Source organism: Erwinia sp. 2186 (assembly GCF_057812255.1).
The window spans coordinates 4,312,003-4,337,995 of sequence record NZ_CM173824.1; the positions used below are offsets into that span (position 1 = coordinate 4,312,003).

At 54.8% G+C, this 25,993-nt stretch carries 25 protein-coding genes and 1 tRNA gene; 16 read left to right on the forward strand and 10 right to left on the reverse strand.

The window, feature by feature from the left end:
• The first annotated feature begins 25 nt into the window (after positions 1–25).
• The 3 genes from rsgA (at position 26) to mscM (ending at position 5,435) form a co-directional block, all read left to right on the forward strand.
• A complete protein-coding gene (rsgA, locus tag ACXKZG_RS20180) occupies positions 26–1,084 on the forward strand; it encodes a small ribosomal subunit biogenesis GTPase RsgA (RefSeq protein WP_013200481.1) in 1,059 nt (352 codons plus the stop codon).
• 106 nt (positions 1,085–1,190) lie between these two features.
• Positions 1,191–2,090: an archaetidylserine decarboxylase gene (gene asd, locus ACXKZG_RS20185; RefSeq protein WP_013200480.1), complete on the forward strand. Its 900-nt coding sequence runs from the start codon at positions 1,191–1,193 to the stop codon at positions 2,088–2,090.
• Between the two features lie 9 nt (positions 2,091–2,099).
• The gene (gene mscM / locus ACXKZG_RS20190; protein WP_488875350.1) at positions 2,100–5,435 is read left to right on the forward strand and encodes a miniconductance mechanosensitive channel MscM; all 3,336 of its coding nucleotides are present in this window, start codon (positions 2,100–2,102) and stop codon (positions 5,433–5,435) included.
• Between the two features lie 38 nt (positions 5,436–5,473).
• Here the strand turns inward: mscM and epmA are convergent, their stop codons facing one another.
• Positions 5,474–6,451, reverse strand: coding sequence for an elongation factor P--(R)-beta-lysine ligase (epmA, locus tag ACXKZG_RS20195; protein WP_106382199.1), 978 nt, complete (start codon positions 6,449–6,451; stop codon positions 5,474–5,476).
• Between the two features lie 284 nt (positions 6,452–6,735).
• On the opposite strand from epmA, the gene frdA reads away from it, so the two are divergent.
• The 5 genes from frdA (at position 6,736) to ACXKZG_RS20220 (ending at position 10,614) form a co-directional block, all read left to right on the forward strand.
• Positions 6,736–8,517: a fumarate reductase (quinol) flavoprotein subunit gene (gene frdA / locus ACXKZG_RS20200; protein ID WP_106382200.1), complete on the forward strand. Its 1,782-nt coding sequence runs from the start codon at positions 6,736–6,738 to the stop codon at positions 8,515–8,517.
• A complete protein-coding gene (locus ACXKZG_RS20205) occupies positions 8,510–9,244 on the forward strand; it encodes a succinate dehydrogenase/fumarate reductase iron-sulfur subunit (RefSeq protein WP_106382201.1) in 735 nt (244 codons plus the stop codon). Before frdA ends, ACXKZG_RS20205 begins: the two co-directional genes overlap by 8 nt.
• An 11-nt stretch (positions 9,245–9,255) precedes the next feature.
• A complete protein-coding gene (gene frdC / locus ACXKZG_RS20210; RefSeq protein ID WP_455916882.1) occupies positions 9,256–9,663 on the forward strand; it encodes a fumarate reductase subunit FrdC in 408 nt (135 codons plus the stop codon).
• Between the two features lie 11 nt (positions 9,664–9,674).
• A complete protein-coding gene (gene frdD, locus ACXKZG_RS20215; RefSeq protein ID WP_041692197.1) occupies positions 9,675–10,016 on the forward strand; it encodes a fumarate reductase subunit FrdD in 342 nt (113 codons plus the stop codon).
• A 70-nt stretch (positions 10,017–10,086) separates the two neighbouring features.
• Entirely contained in the window at positions 10,087–10,614 is a 528-nt protein-coding gene (locus tag ACXKZG_RS20220) for a lipocalin family protein (RefSeq protein ID WP_134823303.1), read from the forward strand.
• Between the two features lie 35 nt (positions 10,615–10,649).
• Here ACXKZG_RS20220 and ACXKZG_RS20225 read toward each other — a convergent pair whose 3' ends face one another.
• The 3 genes from ACXKZG_RS20225 to efp form a co-directional block, all read right to left on the reverse strand.
• Entirely contained in the window at positions 10,650–10,784 is a 135-nt protein-coding gene (locus ACXKZG_RS20225) for an entericidin A/B family lipoprotein (RefSeq protein ID WP_013200472.1), read from the reverse strand.
• Between the two features lie 108 nt (positions 10,785–10,892).
• Entirely contained in the window at positions 10,893–11,024 is a 132-nt protein-coding gene (locus tag ACXKZG_RS20230; RefSeq protein ID WP_034891515.1) for an entericidin A/B family lipoprotein, read from the reverse strand.
• Between the two features lie 59 nt (positions 11,025–11,083).
• A complete protein-coding gene (gene efp, locus ACXKZG_RS20235; RefSeq protein ID WP_346599758.1) occupies positions 11,084–11,650 on the reverse strand; it encodes an elongation factor P in 567 nt (188 codons plus the stop codon).
• Positions 11,651–11,691: 41 nt separating this feature from the next.
• On the opposite strand from efp, the gene epmB reads away from it, so the two are divergent.
• Entirely contained in the window at positions 11,692–12,720 is a 1,029-nt protein-coding gene (gene epmB / locus ACXKZG_RS20240) for an EF-P beta-lysylation protein EpmB (protein WP_013200469.1), read from the forward strand.
• Positions 12,721–12,838: 118 nt separating this feature from the next.
• Here the strand turns inward: epmB and ACXKZG_RS20245 are convergent, their stop codons facing one another.
• The 4 genes from ACXKZG_RS20245 to ACXKZG_RS20260 form a co-directional block, all read right to left on the reverse strand.
• Complete coding sequence (locus tag ACXKZG_RS20245) at positions 12,839–13,192, reverse strand: DUF4156 domain-containing protein (RefSeq protein WP_013200468.1); 354 nt, start codon at positions 13,190–13,192, stop codon at positions 12,839–12,841.
• 236 nt (positions 13,193–13,428) lie between these two features.
• A complete protein-coding gene (gene groL, locus ACXKZG_RS20250) occupies positions 13,429–15,072 on the reverse strand; it encodes a chaperonin GroEL (protein ID WP_013200467.1) in 1,644 nt (547 codons plus the stop codon).
• Positions 15,073–15,117: 45 nt separating this feature from the next.
• Positions 15,118–15,411 (reverse strand): co-chaperone GroES, encoded by a 294-nt coding sequence (locus ACXKZG_RS20255; protein ID WP_012442682.1) that lies wholly within the window; start codon positions 15,409–15,411, stop codon positions 15,118–15,120.
• A 212-nt stretch (positions 15,412–15,623) separates the two neighbouring features.
• Positions 15,624–16,085: an FxsA family protein gene (locus ACXKZG_RS20260; protein ID WP_013200466.1), complete on the reverse strand. Its 462-nt coding sequence runs from the start codon at positions 16,083–16,085 to the stop codon at positions 15,624–15,626.
• A gap of 361 nt (positions 16,086–16,446) precedes the next feature.
• Between ACXKZG_RS20260 and aspA the strand changes: the two genes are divergently transcribed.
• The 5 genes from aspA to ACXKZG_RS20285 all read left to right on the forward strand — a co-directional run bounded on the left by aspA (position 16,447) and on the right by ACXKZG_RS20285 (position 22,062).
• Positions 16,447–17,883, forward strand: coding sequence for an aspartate ammonia-lyase (aspA, locus tag ACXKZG_RS20265; RefSeq protein WP_013200465.1), 1,437 nt, complete (start codon positions 16,447–16,449; stop codon positions 17,881–17,883).
• 117 nt (positions 17,884–18,000) lie between these two features.
• Entirely contained in the window at positions 18,001–19,302 is a 1,302-nt protein-coding gene (locus tag ACXKZG_RS20270) for an anaerobic C4-dicarboxylate transporter (RefSeq protein ID WP_151038434.1), read from the forward strand.
• Positions 19,303–19,509: 207 nt separating this feature from the next.
• Complete coding sequence (locus tag ACXKZG_RS20275; protein WP_488875351.1) at positions 19,510–21,234, forward strand: protein-disulfide reductase DsbD; 1,725 nt, start codon at positions 19,510–19,512, stop codon at positions 21,232–21,234.
• A gap of 63 nt (positions 21,235–21,297) precedes the next feature.
• Positions 21,298–21,876: a division control transcriptional repressor DicD gene (dicD, locus tag ACXKZG_RS20280; RefSeq protein ID WP_488875352.1), complete on the forward strand. Its 579-nt coding sequence runs from the start codon at positions 21,298–21,300 to the stop codon at positions 21,874–21,876.
• A gap of 110 nt (positions 21,877–21,986) precedes the next feature.
• Positions 21,987–22,062, forward strand: a tRNA-Phe gene (locus ACXKZG_RS20285).
• A 421-nt stretch (positions 22,063–22,483) separates the two neighbouring features.
• Here ACXKZG_RS20285 and ACXKZG_RS20290 read toward each other — a convergent pair.
• Positions 22,484–23,233, reverse strand: coding sequence for an IclR family transcriptional regulator (locus ACXKZG_RS20290; protein ID WP_488875353.1), 750 nt, complete (start codon positions 23,231–23,233; stop codon positions 22,484–22,486).
• A 117-nt stretch (positions 23,234–23,350) separates the two neighbouring features.
• On the opposite strand from ACXKZG_RS20290, the gene ACXKZG_RS20295 reads away from it, so the two are divergent.
• Positions 23,351–24,499 carry an MFS transporter gene (locus ACXKZG_RS20295; protein WP_488875354.1) on the forward strand — a complete coding sequence of 383 codons (1,149 nt, stop codon included), beginning with the start codon at positions 23,351–23,353 and terminating at the stop codon, positions 24,497–24,499.
• A 15-nt stretch (positions 24,500–24,514) separates the two neighbouring features.
• Here ACXKZG_RS20295 and ACXKZG_RS20300 read toward each other — a convergent pair whose 3' ends face one another.
• Complete coding sequence (locus tag ACXKZG_RS20300; RefSeq protein ID WP_488875355.1) at positions 24,515–24,895, reverse strand: winged helix-turn-helix transcriptional regulator; 381 nt, start codon at positions 24,893–24,895, stop codon at positions 24,515–24,517.
• 79 nt (positions 24,896–24,974) lie between these two features.
• Between ACXKZG_RS20300 and ACXKZG_RS20305 the strand changes: the two genes are divergently transcribed.
• Positions 24,975–25,982, forward strand: coding sequence for a zinc-dependent alcohol dehydrogenase family protein (locus ACXKZG_RS20305; RefSeq protein WP_488875356.1), 1,008 nt, complete (start codon positions 24,975–24,977; stop codon positions 25,980–25,982).
• The last annotated feature ends 11 nt before the right edge of the window (positions 25,983–25,993 follow it).

Here is a 25,993-nt window from a genome sequence, read left to right on the forward strand (position 1 = left end):
AGCCTGCCAAGCCGTGTGAGGAAGAGTGAGTAAAAACAAACTGTCCAAAGGTCAGCAACGTCGCGTCAGCGCTAACCACGACCGCCGTCTTAAACGCGCGGATAAACCCGAGCCCGATGACAGCCTGTTTGGCGATGCGCGGGACGGTGTGGTCATTAGCCGTTTTGGTATGCACGCCGATGTGGAAGATGCGGATGGTTCAGTGCACCGCTGTAACATCCGTCGCACCATTCGCTCGCTGGTCACCGGTGACCGCGTGCTGTGGCGTCCAGGTGTCGAAGGCAGTGCCACCGTTAAAGGGATTGTCGAGGCCGTTCATGAACGCACCTCGGTCCTGACTCGCCCCGATTTTTACGATGGCGTGAAGCCGATTGCAGCCAACCTCAACCAGATCGTGATTGTTTCTGCGATCCTGCCCGAATTATCACTGAATATTATCGACCGCTATTTGATCGCCAGCGAGACGCTGGATGTCGAGCCCTTACTGGTGCTGAACAAAACCGACCTGCTGGATGATGCAGGCCGCAAGTTTGTTGATAAGCAGATGGAGATTTACCGCCGCATTGGTTATCGCGTGCTGATGGTCTCCAGCCATCAAAAGAACGGTCTGGAAGAGCTGCAGGCCGCACTGATTGGGCGTATCAGCATCTTTGCGGGCCAGTCGGGCGTCGGCAAGTCCAGCTTGCTGAACACCCTGCTGGGGCTGGAATTGGGTGCCAATGAGATCCTGACCAACGATGTCTCTGACGTCTCCGGTCTCGGCCAGCACACCACCACCGCTTCCCGTTTGTACCACTTCCCGCAGGGCGGCGATGTGATTGACTCCCCTGGCGTCAGGGAATTCGGTTTATGGCATCTTGAGCCGGAACAAATCACCCGTGGATTTGTCGAATTCCGTGAGTTTCTGGGCCACTGCAAATTCCGCGACTGTAAGCATGACAACGATCCGGGATGTGCGCTGCGTGAAGCCGTCGAAAACGGCAAGATCGATGCTGCCCGCTTTGAAAGCTACCACCGGATTCTGGACAGCATGGAGGATATGCAGTTGAAAACCCGGCGATCTTTCTCAGAAAACAGTAACTAATACTGGCCTGCCTGCATACCGCAGGCAGGCGCCATAGCCTAATCACCAGGGCGCTGCTACAATCCGCCCCGTTTCTCTATTTGTCTGATCAAGCCAGGAGGCTACTGTGTTGGATCGTTTTAAACTCGGCCTGAATAACATTTTGCCTAAAAAAGGCCTGACTGAACTGGCTGGCTGGGGCGCAGGTAAGCGCGCGGGCTGGCTCACTAAAGCGGTTATCGATGCGTTTGTCTGGTTCTATAAAGTCGATATGAAAGAGGCGCAGAAATCAGATACGGCGAGCTATCGCACCTTCAACGACTTCTTCGTGCGCCCATTGCGTGACGAAGCGCGTCCGATTGAGACCGATCCTAACCTGTTGGTACTGCCTGCCGATGGCGCGGTGAGCCAGTTAGGTCATATCGAAGGCGATCAGATTTTCCAGGCGAAAGGTCACACTTACTCACTGGAAGCGCTGCTGGCCGGAAATACCGCCATGGCCGACCTGTTCCGGGATGGTGAATTCATCACCACGTACCTGGCACCACGGGATTATCACCGCGTGCATATGCCGTGTAATGGCATCCTGCGCGAGATGATTTATGTGCCTGGCGATCTCTATTCCGTTAACCCGCTGACGGCACAGAACATCCCTAACCTGTTCGCCCGTAACGAGCGCGTGATCTGCCTGTTTGATACCGAATTTGGCGCGATGGCGCAGATTCTTGTCGGTGCCACTATCGTTGGCAGCATCGAAACCGTCTGGGCTGGCACGGTCACCCCACCGCGTGAAGGCGTGATCAAGCGCTGGAGCTGGCCGGGTGCCGACGCTGAAGGATCGGTGGTGCTGTTGAAGGGCCAGGAAATGGGCCGCTTTAAGCTGGGTTCAACGGTGATTAACCTGTTTGCGAAAGACAGAGTAAAACTGGCCGAAAGCCTGACGCCAGAGACCAAAACGCGCCTGGGTCAGACGCTCGCCATCGCACTGCAGAAAACCAGTGCGGAAGAAGTTTTACACCACCCATAGCAGACACCTATGTTACGCCTGATCCTCCCAATTTTGTTCGGCTGGATGCTCCTCCAGCCCGCCTGGGGCGCCAGCGCCCCGGATAATGCTCAAATCAAGCAGCAGCTTGAGGACGTTAAGTCGGACAAGACCACGCCGAATCAGGCGGAAACGATAGACGCGCTGCAGGCGACGCTGAACTGGCTTGATGAGATGCAAAAATCTCAGGCCAATTCAGATGCCTATCAGCAGGTTATCGATGGTTTTCCGAAACTTTCACGCGATCTGCGCCAGCAGATCGCCGCGCTGACGGATAACCCGAAAACCATCAGCAATACCATGACGGCCCCTGAACTCGACCAGGAGATCCTGCAGGTCAGCAGCCAGCTGATTGAAGAAGGTCGCCAGGCCCAGCAGGAACAGGATCGCGCCCGGGAGATCAGTGATTCACTGGCGCAACTTCCGCAACAACAAACCGAAGCCCGCCGGGCGCTAAACGACATTGAACGCCGTCTGCAAGGACAGCCTTCCGCCACCACGCCGTTAGCCCAGGCACAGCTGGCTTCCCGTCAGGCGGAATCGGCAGCGCAGAAAGCCAAAGTCGATGAGCTGGAACTGGCTCAGCTGTCGGCCAACAATCGTCAGGAGCTGGCAAGAATGCGCGGTGAACTTCACCAGCGTAAAGCCGCACAGCTCGATGCCTATCTGCAGGACTTACGTAACCAGCTCAACAGCCGTCGTCAGCGCGAAGCCGAAATCGCCCTTGAGCGCACCGAGCAACTGGCGGAGAACAGCGGCGATCTGCCGAAGAATCTCGACAAACAGTTCCGGGTCAACCGCGAACTGTCCAATGACCTCAATCAGCAGGCCCAGCGTATGGACCTGGTGGCCTCGCAGCAACGCACCGCCAATAACCAGACCATTCAGGTGCGTCAGGCGCTGAGCACCATCCGCGAGCAGTCGCAGTGGCTGGGCGTCTCTAACGTGCTGGGCGAGGCACTGCGCGCGCAGGTTGCACGCCTTCCTGATATGCCGAAACCGCAGCAGCTTGATAATGAGATGGGCGAACTGCGGGTGCAACGGCTGCGCTATGAAGACCTTCTCGAACGTCAGCAGCAGCTGTTGCAGATTAAACAGGATGACGGCACGCCGCTCACCGCGGAACAGAAACGCATTCTGGATGCGCAAATCAAAACCCAGCGCGAGCTGATCAGTTCGCTGCTGTCAGGCTGTGACAACCTGATCCTCGAAGTGACCAAGCTGAAGGTGGCAAATGGTCAGCTGGAAGATGCGCTGAATGAAGTGAAAGAGGCGACGCACCGCTACCTGTTCTGGACCGCGGATGTTAATGCCTTAAGCCTGAATTTCCCGATGGATCTGGCGCGGGATCTGAAAAGCCTGCTGTCGCTGGATACGCTCGGTCAGCTTGGCGGCGCGATGGTGATGATGTTTACCAGCCGCGAAACCGTTATCCCGATTATTGGAGCCGTGCTGCTGGTTGGCTTTAGCCTCAGCTCGCGCCGCCATTACCGTGATTTTATGACCCGCTCGGCCAGCAAGGTCGGCAAAGTCACGCAGGATCGTTTCGGCCTGACCATGCGGACGGTGTTCTGGTCGATTCTGGTGGCCGTGCCCTTGCCGGTGCTGTGGATGGCGCTGGGTTATGGCCTGCAACACGCCTGGCCGTACCCTATCGCGGTAGCGATTGGCGATGGCATAACGGCCACCGTGCCGCTGCTGTGGGTGTTTATGATCAGCGCGGCGTTTGCCCGTCCGCAGGGATTGTTCATTATCCACTTCCGTTGGCCTCAGGCCCGCGTGGCCCGCGCGATGCGCTTCTACTCGTTGTGCATCGGTCTGGTGGTTCCCCTGATTATGCTGCTGATAAGCTTCGATAATCTGGAAGACCGGCAGTTCTCCGCCACGCTGGGAAGGCTCTGTTTTATCCTGATTTGTGGCGCGATAAGCCTGGTGACCATCAGCCTGAAGCGTGCCGGGATCCCGCTGCATCTGGACAAAGAAGGCAGCGGTGACAACCTGATCAACAAGCTGCTGTGGAATCTGATGATCTGCATTCCATTGTTTGCTGCGCTGGCGTCATGCATTGGTTATCTGGCGACGTCGCAGGCGCTGCTGGCCAGGCTGGAAACCTCCGTCGCCATCTGGTTCCTGCTGCTGGTGATTTACCACATTATCCGCCGCTGGATGCTGATTCAGCGTCGCCGTATTGCCTTTGACCGTGCGCGAAATCGCCGTGCTGAGATCCTCGCCCAACGTGCGAAAGGCGAAGAGGAAGCGGTCGCACATCAGAGCAACTCCGATACGCTTGAAGTGGAAGAGCCGGTGATCGATCTGGATGCCATCAGCGCGCAGTCTCTGCGACTGGTACGTTCAATTCTGACGCTGGTTGCGCTGATTTCGGTGATTGTGCTGTGGTCCGAGATCCATTCGGCATTCGGCTTCCTCGAAAACATCCATCTGTGGGATGCCAGCACCACCGTGCAGGGCGTTGAAAGCCTGCAGCCGATCACGCTGGGATCGGTGCTGATTGCCATTCTGGTGCTGATTATCACCACCCAGCTGGTGCGCAATATGCCGGCGCTGCTGGAACTGGCGCTGTTGCAGCACCTGAGCCTGACGCCAGGCACCGGCTATGCAATCACCACGCTGACCAAATACGTGCTGATTTTTGTCGGCGGGCTGGCCGGGTTCTCAATGATTGGCGTCGACTGGTCGAAGTTGCAGTGGCTGGTCGCGGCATTGGGTGTCGGATTAGGGTTTGGCTTGCAGGAAATTTTCGCCAACTTTATCTCCGGTCTGATTATTTTGTTCGAGAAGCCGATCCGTATTGGCGATACCGTCACCATCCGCGATTTGACCGGCAGCATCACCAAAATCAACACCCGAGCCACCACCATTACCGACTGGGACCGCAAGGAGATTATCGTGCCGAATAAGGCCTTTATCACCGAGCAATTTATTAACTGGTCGCTGTCAGATTCGGTGACGCGCGTGGTGCTGACCATCCCGGCCTCTGCCGAAGCCAACAGTGAAGAAGTGACCGACGTGCTGCTCACCGCGGCAAAACGCTGTCAGTACGTGCTGGAAACCCCACCGCCGGAAGCCTATCTGGTCGATCTGCAGCAGGGGATCCAGCTGTTTGAGCTGCGTATTCACGCCGCAGAAATGGGTCACCGTATGCCGCTGCGCCATGAACTGCACCAGCTGATCCTGCGGGGATATCAGGAACACGGGCTGGAAATGCCGTTCCCACCTTTCCAGGTGCGCATGGAAACCATTGGACGCAAGACGCCCGCGCAGAATGGCGCACCGGCGGCAAGAGCCTATAAATCAGGCGGATTGTAAGGCAGCAGAGGCGGCAGACCGCCGCCTCTGGGAAGGGTTTAGCAGCGATCGACCGGGAAGGCGATCACCTCACTCAGGGAGTCGGCTTTCAGCGCCAGCATCACGATACGATCGACGCCTAACGCCACGCCGGAACAATCAGGCATGCCGTGCGCAAGCGCATCCAGCAGGTTGGTATCGATCGGCTGCTGAGGCAGACCGCGCGCCGCTCGCTTGCGGTTATCCTGGTCAAAGCGTTGCTTCTGCTCACGGCTGTCGGTCAGCTCGCGGAAACCATTCGCTAACTCAATCCCCTTAAAGTAGACCTCAAAGCGCTCCGCCACGCGGTGATCTTCGGTGCTGATCTCCGCCAGAGACGCCTGGCTGGCCGGGAAGTGATACACAAACGCCGGCTTATCTTTCCCGATTTGCGGCTCCACACCCATCATAAACAGCAGCTGCAATAAGGTGTCGCGGTCTTCTTCGCGGTTAGCCAAATCGCCCACGCCCAGTTTTTCCGCCACTTCACGCATCTGCGTTTTATCCGCCGACAGCGGATCCATTTCCAGATGGCGGATAAACGCCTGCTGATACGAGAGCGTTTCGGCCGGAGCGCATTCCAGCACCTGCTGTAACAGGTCATCGACCTCGTTCATCAGCCGGTACATATCGTAATGCGGGCGATACCACTCCAGCATGGTGAATTCAGGATTATGGTGACGTCCGGCTTCCTCATTACGGAAGCTGCGGCAGAGCTGGAAGATCGGTCCACTTCCCGCCGCCAGCAGGCGCTTCATATGGTACTCAGGGCTGGTCATCAGATAGAGGTCAAGCCCCTGTGCGGCACCCGGGCCGACAAAACGCGTCTGAAAAGGAACCAGATGAACATCGGTCACCGTGGCCTGGCTCATCGCCGGGGTTTCCACTTCCAATACCCCACGATCGGCAAAAAATCGCCGAATTTCCGCCATAATTGCCGCACGCTTCAGTAAATTGCTTATCGAAGCGCCAGGCAGCCAGCTGGCCGTATCGCTCATTGTTTCTACTCCTCATCAGACAGGGTGAAGCAGTCTACCCGTACGGAGATAAACACACAAATTTGCCGCGGGAAATTCCTCTCTTTGCCGGATTTCACCGCCCATATGCCGATCTGAATGGCGAAAAACGTTGCTCAGATCCCGCTTTTTCTGTTTATTTCTCATACTAATACCCGAGCACATCAAGTTTAGCGCTGATGGCCAGTTTTATACTGTTCTCCCTGGAAAAAGTGAGGATTTCCCTCTCTTTTCCCCTCTTCTGACATTTTGACAGGGAGAACACCGTGCAAACCTGTACTGCCGATCTGGTCATCGTCGGCGCTGGCGGAGCTGGACTCCGCGCTGCCATTGCCGCCGCTGAAGCAAATCCCACCCTGACTATTGCGCTGGTCTCTAAAGTTTATCCGATGCGCAGCCACACCGTTGCCGCTGAAGGCGGATCCGCCGCGGTGACGCAGTCTCACGACAGTTTCGATCTCCATTTTCAGGACACCGTTTCAGGCGGAGACTGGCTGTGCGAGCAGGATGTGGTCGACTATTTTGTTGAGCATTGCCCACGGGAAATGACCCAGCTGGAGTTGTGGGGCTGCCCGTGGAGCCGCCGCGACGATGGCACCATCAACGTGCGTCGCTTCGGCGGCATGAAGATTGAGCGCACCTGGTTTGCCGCAGATAAAACCGGCTTCCATATGCTGCACACGCTGTTTCAAACCTCGCTGAAATACCCGCAAATCCAGCGCTTTGACGAGCACTTCGTGTTGGATCTGCTGGTTGATGAAGGCGAAGCGCGCGGCGTGGTGGCGATGAATATGATGGAAGGGACGCTGGTCCATATTCATGCCGGTGCGGTGGTGCTGGCAACCGGCGGCGCCGCCAGGGTTTATCGCTACAACACCAATGGCGGCATCGTGACCGGGGATGGCATGGGCATGGCGCTGCGCCATGGCGTGCCGCTGAGGGATATGGAGTTTGTGCAATACCATCCCACCGGCCTGCCAGGCTCGGGGATCCTGATGACCGAAGGCTGTCGGGGCGAAGGCGGCATCATGGTCAATAAGGACGGCTATCGCTACCTGCAGGACTACGGCATGGGGCCGGAAACGCCGCTGGGCCAGCCGAAGAATAAATATATGGAGCTTGGCCCGCGTGACAAGGTTTCGCAGGCCTTTTGGCATGAGTGGCGGAAAGGCCGCACCATCGCCACGCCGCGCGGTGATGTGGTGCATCTGGATTTACGCCACCTGGGTCAGAAGAAGCTGCTTGAGCGCCTGCCGTTTATCTGTGAGCTGAGTAAGGCCTATATCGGCGTCGATCCGGCTCAGGCACCGATCCCGGTGCGGCCCACCGCGCACTACACCATGGGCGGGATTGAAACCAATGCGCAGTGTGAGACGCGCATCGCCGGTCTGTTCGCCGTCGGGGAATGCTCGTCGGTCGGCCTGCATGGTGCCAATCGCCTCGGGTCTAACTCGCTGGCTGAACTGGCGGTATTTGGCAGGCTTGCCGGGGAAAGTGCTGCAAGACATGCGGTACAGGTTCACAAAAAACCCGCCAGCGCGTTGCAGGCCCAGGCTCGGGACTGTGAAAAACGCCTGCACGGGCTGGTCAATCAACAGGGCAAAGAGACCTGGTCTGAACTGCGCGATGAGATGGGGCTGGCGATGGAAGAAGGCTGCGGGATTTACCGCACGCCAGAGCTGATGCAGAAAACCATCGACAAACTGGCCGAGCTGCAAGAACGCTGCAAGCATCTGCACATCAGCGATACCTCCAGCGTCTTCAATACCCAACTGCTGTACAGCATCGAGCTGGCGCACGGCCTGAACGTCGCCGAATGTATGGCGCACGCTGCTATCCAGCGCAAAGAGTCTCGCGGTGCGCATCAGCGGCTGGATGAAGGCTGTACCACCCGCAATGACGCGCAGTATCTGAAACACTCCCTGAGTTTTTATCGCCCTGACGGCGCACCTGAAATCAGCTGGGATGACGTTAAGATTACCCGGTTGCCGCCGGCGAAACGCGTCTACGGTGCCGAGTCTGAAGGTAAGGAGGCCGTCCATGAGTGAACTCGCTCGCTGTAAAATCACCGTTCAGCGTTATAACCCGGAGTCCGACAGGGTCCCGCGTCATGAGATCTTCGACGTGCCCTGGGATGACCAGACCTCTCTGCTCGATGCGCTGGGGTTTATCAAAGATAACCTGGCGTTTGACCTGTCCTACCGCTGGTCCTGCCGCATGGCAATATGTGGCTCCTGCGGCATGATGGTCAATGGCATCCCGAAACTGGCCTGCAAAACCTTTCTACGTCACTACCCCGACGGCCTGCTGGTCGAACCGCTGGCCCATTTCCCGGTTGAGCGCGATTTGGTTGTGGATATGAGCCGCTTTATCGAAAGCCTGGAGGCGGTAAAACCGTGGATCATCGGTAATGCACGGAATGCCGATCGCGGCCCTCAACGGCAAACGCCGGCTCAGATGGCCAAATATCATCAGTTCTCCGGCTGCATCAACTGCGGCCTGTGTTACGCCGCCTGCCCGCAGTTTGGCCTTAACCCGGAATTTATTGGGCCGGCGGCCATCACCCTGGCACATCGCTACAACCTGGACAGCCGCGATCAAGGCAAGGCGCAGCGAATGCCGACGCTCAACGGCGATAACGGCGTCTGGCCCTGCACCTTTGTCGGTTTCTGCTCGGAGGTCTGCCCGAAACATGTCGATCCTGCGGCGGCGATCCAGCAAAGCAAAGTGGCAAGCGCCCAGGATTACCTTATCACCACCCTCAGACCGCAGTAGGGAGCCCAGAAATGACAACCAAACGGAAACCCTTCCATCGCCCGATGACCGCTAACTGGTGGCAGAAGTCTGGCTATTACCGTTTTTACATGCTGCGCGAAGCCACGGCATTGCCGGCGCTGTGGTTCAGCCTGGAGATGATTTTCGGGCTGTTTGCGTTGAAGAATGGCGAGCAGAGCTGGCAGGCGTTCGTCGCAGTCTTACAACATCCTTTAATGCTGCTGATCAATATCGTCGCGCTGGCCGCCGCCTTGCTGCACAGCAAAACCTGGTTTGAGCTGGCACCCAAAGCACAGGTCATCGTGTTGGGGGGCAAAAAAATGTCTCCCGCCCCGGTGATTAAAGGACTGTGGCTGGCGATGGTGGTGGTCAGCCTGATCCTGCTGACATGGGCACTGCTTATTAAGGAGTCGCTGTGAAAAATAAGGCCATGCGTTCTGATGAACCGGTGTTCTGGGGGCTGTTTGGTGCCGGAGGAATGTGGGCGGCGATCGTCTCGCCGGTGGTGGTGCTGCTGGCTGGCATCCTCCTTCCGCTGGGCATCGGCACGGAGCGGGGGCTCAGCTATACGCACCTGCTGCAGGCCGCACAAACCCTGCCCGGCCGTCTGTTCCTGTTTCTGACCATCGTGATGCCGGTGTGGTGCGCGCTTCACCGTCTTCATCACGGCATGCACGACATTCGCCTGCACGTTCCCGCCGCGAAATGGCTGTTCTATGGGCTGGCGGCGATCCTCACCGTGGTGACGGCAATTGGGGTGATCACCCTGTAATCCACAGGCGGCAACCCTGCCGCCTAAACTTCCTCTATACTCAAGCTATTCAATCGTAAAGGAATAGCCTATGTCTCTGTGGAAAAATCTGGTTGCCGGCACCGTCGCCCTGCTCTCCGTTGCCTGTAGCACCACGCCGCCCAAGGGCGTGACGCCAGTCGAAGGCTTTAATGCCGATCTTTATCTGGGTGACTGGTATGAAATCGCCAGGCTGGATCACTCGTTTGAACGTGGACTCGATCATGTCACCGCCAGCTACAGCAAGCGTGATGATGGCGGTCTGAAGGTCATTAATCGCGGTTATAACGTCGAGAAGCAGCGCTGGCAGCAGAGTGAAGGGAAAGCCTACTTTACCGGACCACAGAGCCGCGCGGCCCTGAAGGTCTCCTTCTTTGGCCCGTTCTATGGCGGATACAACGTGATTGCGCTGGATAACGACTATCAGTATTCGCTGGTGAGCGGCCCGAACCGGGACTATCTGTGGATCCTTTCCCGCACGCCGCAGATTTCGGATCAGGTCAAAGCGTCGTTGTTAGCGAAGGCCCGTGATAATGGTTTTGATGTCAGTAAGCTGATTTGGGTGAACCAGGGGAAGTAAACAATGAGGCCGGTGCGGGAGCACCGGCACCGTAATTACTGAGCGCTTTTTTGAATCGCCTGGCCACCGGCTGACACGTCTTCACCCACGCCACGCGTGGTATTACAAGCTGTGAGCACCGAAGAGAGCACCAGTACAGAAAGAATTGAAATAATACTTTTCTTTAACATGAGAATGTCCTTTTAGCGTGAAGTAAAGTACAGCGAATTAAGCATAGCCGTAATTTAACCACATGCTATTGAGGCAGGTAGCAAAAGGACATTTTTTGCGAAGAGAGACTAGTTGGCTGCGTGTGAGATAGCACCGCCGAGGTGTTGAACATCCTCACCAAAACCGTGGAAGGTATTGCAGGCGCTGAGCGCACTGGTCATAAGCACTGCGACAGCAATGAGTTTTAACCACTTCATCATCTGATTCAGCTCACATCGTTAAAGAAAAGGGCCTGACAGTCAGGCCCACTTCATCGGGCTTATTTCACGCGAGAAACGTATTCGCCTGAACGGGTATCCACACGGATCACTTCGCCAATCTGCACGAACAGCGGCACTTTCACCACGGCACCGGTAGACAGCGTGGCTGGCTTGCCGCCAGTACCCGCAGTGTCGCCTTTCAGGCCTGGGTCGGTATCAGTGATTTCCAGTTCAACGAAGTTTGGTGGCAACACCTGGATCGGCTTACCGTTCCACAGGGTTACGATACATTCTGCGTTATCCAGCAGCCATTTAGCGGCATCGCCCACGGTCTTCTCTTCAACAGGGTGCTGTTCGAAGGTTTCCGGGTGCATGAAGTGGTAAAACTCACCGTCGTTGTACAGGTAGTTGAGGTTAGTATCTACAACGTCTGCGCCTTCAGCGGAGTCGGTAGATTTGAACGTTTTCTCAACGCGGGTACCGGTCAGCAGGCGACGCATTTTTACGCGTGCAAAAGCCTGACCTTTACCTGGTTTAACGAACTCGCTCGATTCGATAGCGTAAGGTTCGCTTTCGAACATGATTTTAAGACCGGGACGGAAATCGTTGCTAGAATAAGTCGCCATAAAGGCCCTCTACAATTTAATACTGGTACTAAGCCAAAAAAATGGCACACATTGTAACCCTAAAAACCCCTTCGCGAGAAGAATGGTTGCATCAACTTGCGGATGTAATCACCGACCCAAATGAATTACTGCAACTTTTAGGCCTCGATTCGCACCCGGAGCTGACGGCCGGCAGTGATGCCCGACGTCTGTTTGCCCTGCGCGTCCCACGGGCCTTCGCGTCCAGAATGCAAAAAGGCGATCCACAAGATCCGCTCCTGCTGCAGGTAATCACCGCCAGCCAGGAGTTTGTTGATGCTCCGGGTTACAGTACTGACCCGCTCGATGAGCAGAGCAGCGTGGTGCCGGGTCTGTTACATAAATATCGCAATCGTGCGCTGTTGCTGGTCAAAGGCGGCTGTGCGGTTAACTGCCGCTACTGTTTCCGCCGCCATTTCCCCTACCAGGATAACCAGGGAAACAAGCGCAACTGGCAGCAAGCCCTGGAGTATATCCGAGAGCAGCCAGAACTGGATGAGATTATTTTCTCCGGTGGCGATCCGTTGATGGCAAAAGACAGCGAACTGGACTGGCTGATCGGCGAACTGGAGCAGATCCCCCACCTGAAACGCCTGCGCATCCACAGCCGTTTACCGGTGGTAATCCCCAGCCGCATCACCCGCACGCTCTGCCAGCGTCTGGCGCAGTCGCGGTTACAGGTGCTGATGGTGACGCACATTAATCACGCCCAGGAGATTGATGACGCGCTGCGGGATGCGTTGCAACTGCTGAAGAGCGCGGGCGTGACGCTGCTTAACCAGAGCGTTTTGCTGCGCAATATCAACGACGATGCGACCACGCTGGCGACGCTCAGCAACGCGCTGTTTGATGCCGGCGTGCTGCCTTATTACCTGCATGTGCTGGATAAAGTGCAGGGTGCGGCGCATTTCTACGTGTCGGATGACGATGCCAGGGCGATTATGCGGGAACTGTTGGCCAACGTTTCCGGCTATATGGTGCCGAAACTGGCCCGTGAAATTGGCGGAGAACCGAGTAAAACGCCGCTCGATTTACAGCTAAGACAGGTTTAATCCCATCCTGAAAACAACAGCGGGGAGGATCATCGATCCTCCCCGCTTTATTATCTGCTTTAAACACTCTACCGGCAGCGATAACGCGGCCCAGACGACAGAGGCTTTCCGCAAACGGTTAAGGGCACTTATACACCTGGCCGCTCATTTTGCTGTCCAGCGGGGCAAAGCTTGACCAGATATTCTGTGTTGGGCTGGTTGCACCGTAAATGGTGTTGCCGCCCATTTCTGCCGCACGGTTGCGCAGATCGTTGGCCGCGCCACGCAGCGAGCTGCTTTCGCCGCCGCCTGCACCGCTCAACCAGTTGCTCTGTTCGCCGGTCAGGTTGCCCAGCAGCTGGCACTCTTTGGCTGGTTGCTGGTCGGTGAAGCTGACGCGCTCACCCGCAGCACTCAGGGTGTTAGAACTGCTGCTACAGCCTGCCAGCAGCGCAGTCGCTACTGAAAGTCCCAGCAAGACCTTAATCCGCATTTTAAATCCCCATTATTATCATCATCAGAATCAGTTCTGAGCGTACCGGAAATCGACAACCTTGGTGAAGCTTCCGTTGCCCAACACAGATAAATCCTTGTTCGGGCTACTGCTTGCGCCATAACTTTACTATCTTCCCCCCAAAAAGAAAAACCCCCGTTATAAAACGGGGGTTTTTCAGGAGGCTGCCCTTCCCGTCAAAGACGACGGGGAGCGTTATAGCCAGCCGGCAGGCATTACATCATGCCGCCCATGCCGCCCATACCACCCATACCGCCACCGCCTAAGTCAGGGGTGTCGCCTTTCGGCAGGTCGGTGATCATGCACTCGGTGGTGATCATCAGACCGGCAACAGAGGCCGCGTACTGCAGCGCAGAACGGGTCACTTTAGTTGGGTCCAGGATACCGAAGTCGATCATGTCGCCGTATTCTTCAGTCTGTGCGTTGTAACCGTAGTTACCTTCGCCCGCTTTCACTTTGTTGGTGACAACTGAAGGCTCTTCACCGGCGTTAGAAACGATCTGACGCAGTGGAGATTCCATTGCGCGCAGCGCAACTTTGATACCCACGTTCTGGTCTTCGTTCTGGCCACGCAGATCGCCCAGTTTAGACGCCACGCGAACCAGCGCAACACCACCACCTGCAACCACGCCTTCTTCAACCGCAGCACGGGTCGCGTGCAGGGCATCTTCAACGCGCGCTTTCTTCTCTTTCATTTCAACTTCAGTGGCTGCGCCCACTTTCAGAACGGCAACGCCGCCTGCCAGTTTCGCTACGCGCTCCTGCAGTTTTTCACGATCGTAATCAGAGGTCGCTTCTTCAATCTGCTGACGGATCTGAGAAACACGGCCAGAGATTGTTGCTTCTTCGCCAACGCCATCGATGATGATGGTGGTGTCTTTGCTGATCACAACGCGTTTTGCCTGACCCAGATCTTCCAGCGTTGCTTTTTCCAGCTCCATACCGATCTCTTCAGAGATGACGGTACCGCCAGTCAGCACAGCGATGTCCTGCAGCATAGCTTTACGACGGTCGCCGAAACCAGGTGCTTTAACCGCAGCCACTTTCACGATACCGCGCATGGTGTTAACCACCAGCGTAGCCAGCGCTTCGCCTTCAACATCTTCAGCAACGATCAGCAGGGGTTTGCCGGCTTTCGCCACGGCTTCCAGAACTGGCAGCATTTCACGGATGTTGGAGATTTTTTTGTCAGCCAGCAGAATGAATGGGGTTTCCAGTTCTACTGCACCAGTTTCTGGCTTGTTGATGAAGTACGGGGACAGGTAGCCACGGTCAAACTGCATACCTTCAACCACGTCCAGCTCGTCCTGCAGGCCGGTGCCTTCTTCAACGGTGATCACGCCTTCTTTGCCGACTTTTTCCATCGCCTGAGCAATCAGTTCGCCCACGGTTTCATCGGAGTTAGCAGAGATGGTACCCACCTGAGCAATCGCTTTAGAATCAGAGCAAGGCACAGACAGTTTTTTCAGTTCTTCAACAGCGTGGATGACCGCTTTGTCGATTCCGCGCTTCAGATCCATTGGGTTCATACCCGCAGCAACGGCTTTCAGACCTTCGTTAACGATAGACTGAGCCAGAACGGTTGCGGTGGTGGTACCGTCGCCTGCAGCGTCGTTCGCTTTAGAGGCCACTTCTTTCACCATCTGAGCACCCATGTTTTCGAACTTGTCTTCCAGTTCGATTTCACGTGCGACAGATACACCATCTTTAGTGATGGTCGGTGCACCAAAAGATTTATCCAGAACCACGTTACGGCCTTTCGGGCCCAGGGTAACTTTTACTGCATCTGCCAGTACGTTAACGCCACGCAGCATTTTTACGCGTGCGTCATTACCGAATTTTACGTCTTTAGCTGCCATCTTAAAATATCCCTTAAATTCGTTTGTTCAGTGAGTTACGCGTAATTACGCTTCAACAATTGCCAGAATGTCGCTTTCAGAAATGATCAGCACTTCCTGGTTGTCGATTTTCTCAGTTTTAGCACCGTAACCTTCGCTGAAAATGACGACGTCGCCAACCTTCACGTCCAGCGGTTTCACATCGCCGCTTTCCAGGATACGGCCATTGCCAACAGCCAGTACTTCGCCACGGGTAGATTTACCGGCTGCGGAGCCAGTCAGCACGATGCCGCCAGCTGATTTAGATTCCACTTCTTTACGCTTGACGATAACACGGTCGTGCAATGGACGAATTTTCATTGATAACTCTCCTTTGAGAAGTCCAATCAGGTTTTTGGGATGAACGCCGGGCTTCACTGGCACCGACCTCGTGACGAAAGAGATAGGGCCTGGCGGAGGGGCTTTCAAGGGGAAAAAAATAAAAATTTCGCTTCTGCGAACCAACTGCGCAAATAACAGGCAATCGTTTCCCCTGAAAAGCAAAAAGGCGGGAAATCCCGCCTTCGGCTCAGTTATCGGCGATCCTCTGGATCGTCGTGTTCAAGCAGTTTGCTGTCTTTTCGCTCAAATTCACCGTCAACGGTGAAGCCACTGTCCGGGCCAGCGCCGGCACCACGCCAGACTTTCAGATGCGGCATCAGCTTCAGCGTCAGATGCTTTTGCACCGGCGGCAGCAACAGCAGCAACCCGAGGAAATCGGTGAAGAAACCCGGCAGCAGCAGCAGGAAGCCGGCGATGATCAACGAAACGCTCTTGATCATTTCCGCGGCAGGGCTGTCGCCCACCGCCAGCTTCTGCTGCATCAGCATAAAGTTTTTCATCCCCTGGTTTTTGACCAGAGAGATACCGATCAACGAGCTGAACACCACCAGCAGCAGCGTCAGCAGCACGCCCATCACGTGGGCCACCTGAATGAAAATGGTGATCTCAATCCAGGCGAGAATAAATAGCACTAAAAACGGTAACCAGCGCACCGCAGTCTCCTGTCTGTCCGGGCCATCTCGCTCACAGCGGGACGGCAAAAAGAGGGATCGTCACGATCGTAGAGTAATGAAATGGGCTCTTACAGAGCATTTTTCAACTACCTTATACGAAATTCATGTTGGTCAGCGGTATGTGACCCGTATCACACTGTGTCGAAGATGGCTGAAAATGAACGCAATTTAAGTGATCTGGATTCAGGCTTTTCGCCCTTAACAGAATATGATCGTGCTCAGTCTACCGCAAATGGATAAAATGTCGGCCGAGGCTGTTCATGACCAAAGATTCACTTTGATTGTGATGATCTACACCGAATGATTGGGTGTATCCGGTAGCAAAAACAAGAAGGTTCTCATGACAAATAGCATTCGTATCGAAGAAGACCTGTTAGGTATGCGTGAAGTTCCGGCAGATGCTTACTACGGTGTTCACACTCTGCGTGCGATTGAAAATTTCTACATCAGTAACAGTAAAATCAGCGATATCCCTGAGTTTGTCCGCGGCATGGTGATGGTGAAAAAAGCCGCCGCGATGGCCAACAAAGAGTTGCAGACCATTCCCCGCCATATCGCTAACACCATTATTCAGGCCTGTGATGAAGTACTGAATAACGGCAAATGCATGGACCAGTTCCCGATTGATGTCTATCAGGGCGGTGCCGGCACCTCGGTCAACATGAACACCAATGAAGTGCTGGCCAATATTGGTCTGGAGCTGATGGGCCATCAGAAAGGGGATTATCAGTTCCTCAATCCTAATGACCACGTCAACAAGTGCCAGTCCACCAATGACGCCTACCCAACCGGTTTTCGTATCGCGGTGTACACCTCTATTTTGAAGCTGTTGGATGCTATCGGCCAGTTGAGCGAAGGCTTCCAGCGCAAAGCCGTTGAGTTTGAAACCATCCTGAAAATGGGCCGTACCCAGTTGCAGGATGCCGTGCCAATGACCCTCGGTCAGGAATTCCACGCCTACAGCGTGCTGCTGAATGAAGAGATCAAGAACCTGCTGCGTACCGGCGAACTGCTGCTGGAAGTGAATCTGGGCGCGACGGCGATCGGCACACGCCTGAACACCCCGGACGGCTATCAGGCGCTGGCGGTACAGAAGTTAGCGGAAGTCAGTAACCTGCCCTGCGTTCCTGCAGAAGATCTGATTGAAGCGACCTCAGACTGCGGTGCCTATGTGATGGTACACAGCGCGCTGAAGCGCCTGGCGGTCAAGCTCTCCAAAATCTGTAATGACCTGCGTCTGCTCTCTTCCGGGCCGCGTGCCGGGCTGAATGAAATCAACCTGCCAGAATTGCAGGCCGGTTCTTCTATCATGCCGGCCAAAGTGAACCCGGTGGTGCCCGAAGTCGTCAACCAGGTGTGCTTCAAGGTGATCGGCAATGACGTCACCGTGACCATGGCGTCTGAAGCTGGCCAGCTGCAGTTGAACGTGATGGAGCCGGTTATCGGCCAGGCCCTGTTTGAGTCGGTGCATATTCTGACCAACGCCTGTTCGAATCTGCTGGAAAAATGCGTTAACGGCATTACTGCCAACAAAGCGGTGTGTGAGGCCTATGTCTTTAACTCGATCGGCATCGTGACCTACCTCAACCCGTACATCGGCCACCATAATGGCGATATTGTCGGCAAAATTTGTGCCGAGACCGGCAAAAGCGTACGGGAAGTGGTGCTGGAGCGCGGGTTGCTGACCGAAGCCGAACTCGATGATATTTTCTCAACGCAGAACCTGATGTTCCCGGTATATAAAGCCAAACGTTATACCGATGAAAATGAACAATAACAGCTTAACCTGACAGACCTTTAAGGCACGCGCGTTCGCAGAACGACGTGCCTTTTTTTATGGCACAGCCTACAAATTATTAACGGTTAGTTATCAAAAAAAACCAAGGAGCAGATCATGATTGTGCCGGAGTTACTTGTCGTCCTGTTGGCGATTTATCTGGGAGCGCGGCTGGGCGGCATTGGCATCGGTTTTGCCGGCGGTGTGGGCATGTTAATTTTAACGCTGGGCTTCCAAATCAAGCCGGGCGTCATTCCCTTCGACGTCATCGAAATCATTATGGGAGTGATTGCCGCGATTGCCGCCATGCAGGTCGCCGGAGGGATGGATTACCTGGTGAGCCTGGCTGAACGTCTGTTAAGGAAACAGCCCCGCTATATCACCTTCCTCGCGCCGCTGGTGACCTACTTTATGACGCTGCTGGCGGGAACCGGCCACACGGCATTTTCCACCTTACCGGTGATAGCGGAAGTGGCAAAAGAGCAAGGTGTCCGCCCTTCCCGTCCGTTATCGATCGCGGTGGTCGCTTCGCAGATTGCCATTACCGCCTCGCCAATTTCAGCGGCGGTGGTGTTTCTGGCGGGGATTCTGGAGCCAAAAGGCATCAGCTATCTGGCGCTGCTTGCCGTCTCCATTCCCTCAACCATGATCGCCATTTTCCTCGCGGCGCTGATCACCAACTTCCTCGGCAAAGAGCTGAAAGAAGATGCCATTTACCAACAGCGTCTGGCGAAAGGAGAAACGGTGCTGCGTGGCGCAGGCGTTTTTGAAGCGAAACCCGGCGCAAAACTGTCGGTGCTGCTGTTCCTGCTGGGCATTGTTGCGGTGGTGCTGTATGCCACCGCCATCAGCGATACGGTTGGCCTGATTACCAATCCGGTGCTGCCGCGTAATGAAGCGATTGTGGTCTTTATGCTGACCGTGGCGGCGATTATCTGCTTCACCTGCAAAGTGGATACCGCCAAAATCCTTTCTGCCAGCACCTTCAAATCCGGCATGAGCGCCTGTATTTGCGTGATGGGCGTGGCCTGGCTCGGCGATACCTTTGTCAAAGCGCACATTAGCGAGATCCAGCAGGTGGCAGGCGATCTGCTGACCGATTATCCGTGGATGCTGGCAGTGATCCTGTTTTTTGCTTCCACCCTGCTCTACTCACAGGCCGCGACCACCAAAGCCCTGATGCCTGCCGCGCTGATGCTCGGCGTTTCGCCCATCACCGCCGTGGCATCGTTCGCTGCCGTCTCCGCACTGTTTGTCTTGCCAACCTACCCTACGCTGCTGGCTGCGGTAGAAATGGACGATACCGGTTCCACGCGCATTGGCAAGTTCGTCTTTAACCACTCGTTTATTGTGCCGGGCACGCTGGCCATTGCACTCTCCGTGCTGTTTGGCTTTATCTTTGGGCATCTGATTCTATAGCCACAGACGGCCACGGCACGCGCTGAAGCAGGGCGGAGTGAATTCCACCCTGCTTTCGCCGGTTACATCCTGAAAAACTCCCTGCCGTAACCCCATGTTATAGTCTGCACGCCCCGAGGATACCCCTCTGAGCTCCGTCAGAGCGCTGCCGGACGTGCTTGCGTCCTCTGCCCGACTCAGCCCAACATGGAGAACGTGGTTACCGTTATGTCTAAGCGCATTACAACACTGATTTTTATCCTGTTCACAACGCTGTTCAGCCTGAATGCGGCGGCTTCGCTGTTCGGACAGAACGGCAATCATTTCGGCACGGTTGACCAGGCCTTCACTTTTGACTTCAATCAGCAAGCCAACACGCTGACCCTGAGCTGGCAGGTTAAACCCGGTTATTACCTCTATCGCCAGCAGATAAAAATCTCGGCTAACGGCGCAAAACTCGCCGACTTTACCCTGCCTGAGGGCACACCTCATGAAGATGAGTTCTACGGCAAAACCGAAATTTACCCCGAAAGCCTGACGCTGCCCTTAATCCTGCAGCAGGCGGATAAAGGGGCGACGGTAAGCGTCACCTATCAGGGCTGTGCCGCCGCGGGATTCTGCTATCCGCCGGAAACACGCAGCGTGCCGCTGGATGAAGTGAAGGCCGGTGATGCAAGCCTGGATTCTCAGGCAGCGGCTTCGACACCTGCACCGGTCAGCGTCCAGACCGCACCGACTGAAAACCTGCCGTTTTCGCCGCTGTGGGCGCTGCTGATCGGTATTGGCGTCGCCTTCACCCCTTGCGTGCTGCCAATGTACCCGCTGATTTCCGGCATTATTCTCGGCGGCAATCGCAAATATTCGGCGGGCCGTTTGTTCGCCCTGGCGATGGTCTATGTGCAGGGAATGGCGCTGACTTACACGGTGATGGGCGTGATCGTGGCCGCCGCTGGCCTGCGTTTTCAGGCGGCGCTGCAGGCCCCGGCGATTCTGATTGGCTTGTCGGTACTGTTTATTCTGCTGTCACTGTCGATGTTTGGCCTGTTCACCCTTCAGCTCCCTTCCTCGCTACAAACCCGTCTGGCGCTGTGGAGCAACCGTCAACAAGGCGGATCGCTGACCGGGGTGTTTTTAATGGGGGCACTGGCCGGACTGATTTGCTCTCCGTGCACCACGGCGCCGCTTAGCGCGATCCTGCTGTACATCGCCCAAAGCGGCAATATGCTGTCGGGCGCAGGTACGCTCTATCTTTACGCGCTGGGAATGGGGCTGCCGCTGATTGCCGTCACGGTGTTTGGCAACCGTCTGTTGCCGAAAAGCGGTGCCTGGATGCAAACCATCAAAGAAGGCTTTGGTTTTGTGATCCTTGCCCTGCCGGTATTTCTACTGGAGCGCGTGATTGGCGATCAGTGGGGATTGCGGTTATGGAGCCTGCTGGGTGTCGCCTTCTTTGGCTGGGCCTTTATCAGTCTGAAGTCGAACAATGGCTGGCTGCGCCTGGGACAAATCGTGATGCTGGCAGCAGCGCTGGTTGCAGCACGTCCGCTGCAGGACTGGGCATTTGCTTCGCCCGGTCAAAATGCGGCTATCGCGCACCTGAACTTCACCCGGATTAGCGATACTGAGCAGCTTACCCACGCGCTGCAAAACGCGCAGGGGCGTATCACGATGGTCGACCTTTACGCTGACTGGTGTGTGGCTTGCAAAGAGTTCGAAAAATACACTTTCAGTCAGCCTGAAGTCCAAAATGCCCTGAGCCATACTCAGCTGCTGCAGGCCGATGTCACGGCCAACAATGCCCAGGATAGCGCGCTGCTGAAACAGCTGCAGGTGCTGGGTTTGCCGACCATTTTGTTCTTCGATGCCAACGGCCATGAGATCCCTCATTCTCGCGTCACCGGCTTTATGGATGCCGCCGCGTTTCAGCAGCATTTGCAGAAACTGGCGCAGTAAACGACACTAAGGCGTGATTTCCCGGTTAAGAACCGCGAAACGGGCATTCAAGAGGAGAGTCACTTGCAACGTGAACAGGTACTCGAGCATGCGCTGAACGTACTCGAGCAAAAAGGCCTGGCGGCCACCACCTCTTTCGCCGATATGGCGCATGCGGTGGACTGCCAGTTAGAGGATCTGCAACGCTTCTGGCCAGACCGCGAAGCGCTGCTGTATGACGCCCTGCGTTATCACAGCCAACAGATAGATATCTGGCGACGTAAGCTGTTGCTGGATGAGACGCTGAATGCAGAACAAAAGCTGATGGCGCGCTATCAGGTGCTGGAAGATGCGGTAAATAATCACCGTTACCCTGGCTGTTTGTTTATTGCCGCCTGCAGTTTTTATCCGCAGCCGGATCATCCCATCCATCAGGTGGCTGACTTCCAGAAACGCGCCTCCTGGCAGTACACGCACGATTTATTGTCCGCGCTGGAAACCGACAATCCCACGCTGGTTGCCCATCAGATGGAGTTAATCCTTGAAGGCTGCCTCAGCCGCCTGTTGGTGACGCGGAACGTGCAGGAAGTGGTGACGGCCCGCACGCTGGCGGAGGATGTGCTGAGCATTGCGTTGTGTCGTAAGAATGGTGCGCTGGCCTGAGCAAAAACCGCGCCGACTGATTGAAAAGCAATCACTCAGTCGCGCTTTACGGGATTTTTGTGACAAAGCCGTTGACGCCAGACGGCCTTTACGGTTTAATGCGCCCCGTTGCCCGGATAGCTCAGTCGGTAGAGCAGGGGATTGAAAATCCCCGTGTCCGTGGTTCGATTCCGCGTCCGGGCACCATACATCGAAGCACACTGGTTAGAAGTGAGATCTCTAACGGGTGTCTAAACGAAGATGGTGTTCAAAGCAACGGTGACTGCATTTGCAGATGCATCATCCAAGATTGAACATAAAAATCTTCAAGAAAGGGTACTAGTTAGCGCTAGTGCCCTTTTCTCGTTGGCGTAAATAATTGCAATGATTGCGACACCTGTCAATAAAACCTCAGATTTTGTCAATTCTCGCTACCCCTCATCTGCAGCAAGAATCGTTTTTGCTATGACGAATATGAAGTATCCTTTTAGGTTTATCCGTAATGTCCCCATTTCTGCGAACATCATTTCAACGGCCATTTGAGTTAAATGCTCTAAATCTATAAGAAGCCCCAAAATGCCCGCTAAGTGCCAAAAACGGACGTTACCAGCATTCTTATGCAAAACAATCAGCCTGAAATCATGGCTTCAATTTCCGCTTTACATTTCATAAGAGATATCATGAGAAACTCCTTTTTTTCCTCAAACCTGAGGGACGGCACGGCAATGGAGATAGCGTATAACTCGCTCAGAGATGACTGCAAATAAACGCTGAGGCCACATACACCCTGCGCATGTTCTTCATAATCTATCGCATACCCCGTCTTTCGCACTTTTACGACCTCAGCAAGAATATCCTCCACGCTGCTTAATGATTTTTGCGTCCTGATTTCAGGTGTTTGTCTATAAAACGATGCTATCTGCTCGTCTTCCAGGCAGGCAAGTAGCGCTTTTCCCGGAGCAGTACAGTGGCTAGGGAAGGCTGTGCCTACCGGTGAAATGACACGCAACTCCTGATCAGAAGCATACTGACTGATGAGCAGCGCATGGGCCCCACGCAAAGCACTGAGATCGACGGTCTCCCGCGTCCTGCGTCCCAGCATTTCCATAGGCGTACGCGCCAGAGTAACTACATCTGTATGCGCTGAAGCCGCAAGTCTTGTTAGCGCAGGACCCAGCCGGATAAGCCCTGCCGCATTCAGTAAAAGATCTTCAGCCTCCAGTGAACTGACCAGCCGGTGTACCGTCGTGCGAGGCATTCCGGTATAACGCGACAAAGCGGCGATCGTCAGCCCGCGAGGATGTTCTTCAAGCGTCCTCAGAAGATGAGCAGCCCGAACAATAACACTGGTACCCGAATCATCAGATTTGGCCTGCATGGTGACTCCTTACTTTCGACTTACATTTTGCGCATTGACATCAAAGGAGAATAGTCAGAATACTATATCCGTATAGCGGACACAATTGTCCGCATGTTGGTCATTGTGGAGCGATTTATGTTACAGATTAATAAAGTTGGGGGATTTACGCTTCTGGCCGTGGCCTGCCTGACCATCATGGTGGGATGCGTGATTGTACCGGGACTAACCAGTATTTCTGATGCCCTGAACGTGAAAGGTGCAGAGAGCTGGCTTGTTACGCTCCCGTCTTTGGGAGTGGTGGTACTGGGACCGCTTGCTGGAAAATTCATCGAGCGAGCCGGGCTTTACAAAGCATTGTGCATCGGACTTTTCCTGTATGGCCTGTTAGGTTCAGCCGGGGCATTTCTTTCCGGATACATTACGGTCTTTGCGGACCGCTTCCTGCTGGGAGGGGCTACGGCGCTGATCATGACTGCTGGAACGGGACTGATTTCAGTATTTTACAATGGGCCAGAACGTATGAAGATGATTGCACGGCAAGGCATGTCGATTGAGCTGGGAGGCGTCATCTTCCTGTTTATCGGCGGGTTACTTGCCGCAGCGGGATGGCGCTGGCCGTTCGCACTCTATTTATTTGCCTGGCTAATGCTGTTGATGGTGCTGATATTTGTGCCGCGACCTGGCAACAAAGCGGATCCTGAATCGATTGGAACGAACGTCAGCCACGGTGAGACTTCGCCAGCAGTTCTGATGACCTGGTCAGCTGCACTGATGTCCATGATTGTCTTCTTTACCGCCATTGTTGTTTTACCCCTGCATCTGCACAAAATGGGACTTACCGAGTCTCAGACGGGATATTTTCTCTCTTTTGTTTCTCTGGTTGCCGTCTGTGGGGCCTGGCTGATGCCGAGGCTGGTAAGTCGTTGCGGTGATTTTTCAACCTTGTCCATTGCATTCGGTTTTTATGCGCTTGCGCATCTGGTCTTTGCTTTTGCGTCTTCCATGCCATTATTGATCTCCGGAGGAATCGCACTGGGACTGGGATTCGGTTTTTCCGTTCCCCTCGTAAATCATCTTATTGTCGATCTCAGCAGTAACGCTGTACGTGGACGAAATCTGGCACGGCTTTCAATGGCTATCTTTCTTGGACAGTTTTTGTCCGCGTTCATGGTTTATCTTCCGGGTACCACTTCAACAGTGTTTTTGTTCGCCGCAGCAATCGGTGCGTTATTTTCATTGTTCATAAAACTACGCTTGCCTGCCATAGCCGCATCACATACGTAAACTGACCGTCCGGCTTCATGTGCCGTCAATGTGGTTACTAATCCAGTCTGTCAGCTTTTCAATATGAGCCGCCGCCTCACGTCCCGGCGCGGTGAGCGTATATTCAGTACGAGGTGGTATGGCTGGATAAACCATTTTGTGGATCAGGGACTCACTCTCGAGTTCCTGCAACGTTTTTATCAGCATTCTGTCGGTAATTCCGCCCATTTTACGTTTCAGCTCCCCAAAACGATGAGTGCCATCAATGAGGGTTATCAGCGTCAGGGTTCCCCATCGGCTTGTAAGGTGACTGAGCAACCTTCTGGAGGGACAGGTCGCATCAAATGTTTCTCCATTACGTAACCGTGTCGCCAGCACATTTTTTTTTTCATCAGCAGGTTTAGGGAATACGGACATTTTTGTAGGTACTTATCCAGGACGTTAAAGAGGGCTAAAGTCATAGTTTACTTTATCGGATACGGGAAAAACCTTCACGATGAAAGCATTACTTCTTGGCAATGAAGCAGGCGTAGATAATATCGCCTTTAAAGACGTTTCCGAGCCGGGCCTGCCCGGCAAAGGTGAAATACGCGTTCGTATTCATAATGTCTCGCTTAACTTTCACGATTACAACGTCGCTGCTGGGATCCTCCCCGCGCAGGCGGGTCGTGTCCTTATGTCTGACGGCGCAGGTACAGTCGAAAGTGTCGGAGAAGATGTCACAGATTTTCAACCCGGGGATGCGGTGGTATCAACATTTTTTCCCGACTGGGAGAAAGGAGAGTGTCCACTCGCGGGTTTCAGCAGAACGCCCGGAGACGGTATTGATGGATATGCCACGGAATACGTTGTCCGTCCCGCCCATTTTTTCACGCATTCCCCCTCCGGATGGACGCATGCTGAGGCATCGACGCTCCCTACCGCAGCACTGACGGCCTGGCGAGCTTTGATTACCGAAGGCGATCTGCGCCCGGGAGAAGATGTTCTTATTCTTGGCACCGGAGGCGTATCTGTTTTTGCCCTGCAGCTGTCAAAAATGGTCGGAGCCCGCGTCTGGGGCACGTCTTCCTCTGAAGAAAAAATGGCCTGGCTGCGTGATCATGGGGTTGCCGGAGCAGTTAACTACCGCGAAGAGCCTGATTGGGGTAAAAAAATCTTCGATCTCACAGGTGGTCGGGGGGTTGATCATGTGATTGAAATTGGCGGTCCCGGTACGCTATCCCAGTCAATTGCAGCAGCGCGCATAGGTGGCCGGATTACGCTTATTGGCGTATTCACCGGCATTGCCGGAGAAGTCCCCACGGCGGCAATAATGGGCAAGCAGCTAACCGTCCGGGGCATCACCGTTGGAAGCCGTGAGCATCAGAAAGAAATGATCCGCGCTTTTGAAACTTCAGATGTACGTCCCGTTATTGATAAAGTTTTTCCCCTCAGTGAGCTGCAGGACGCTTTCCGGTATCAGCTTGCCGGAAAACACACGGGCAAAATTGTCATAGAAATCTAAAAAGACGGGCC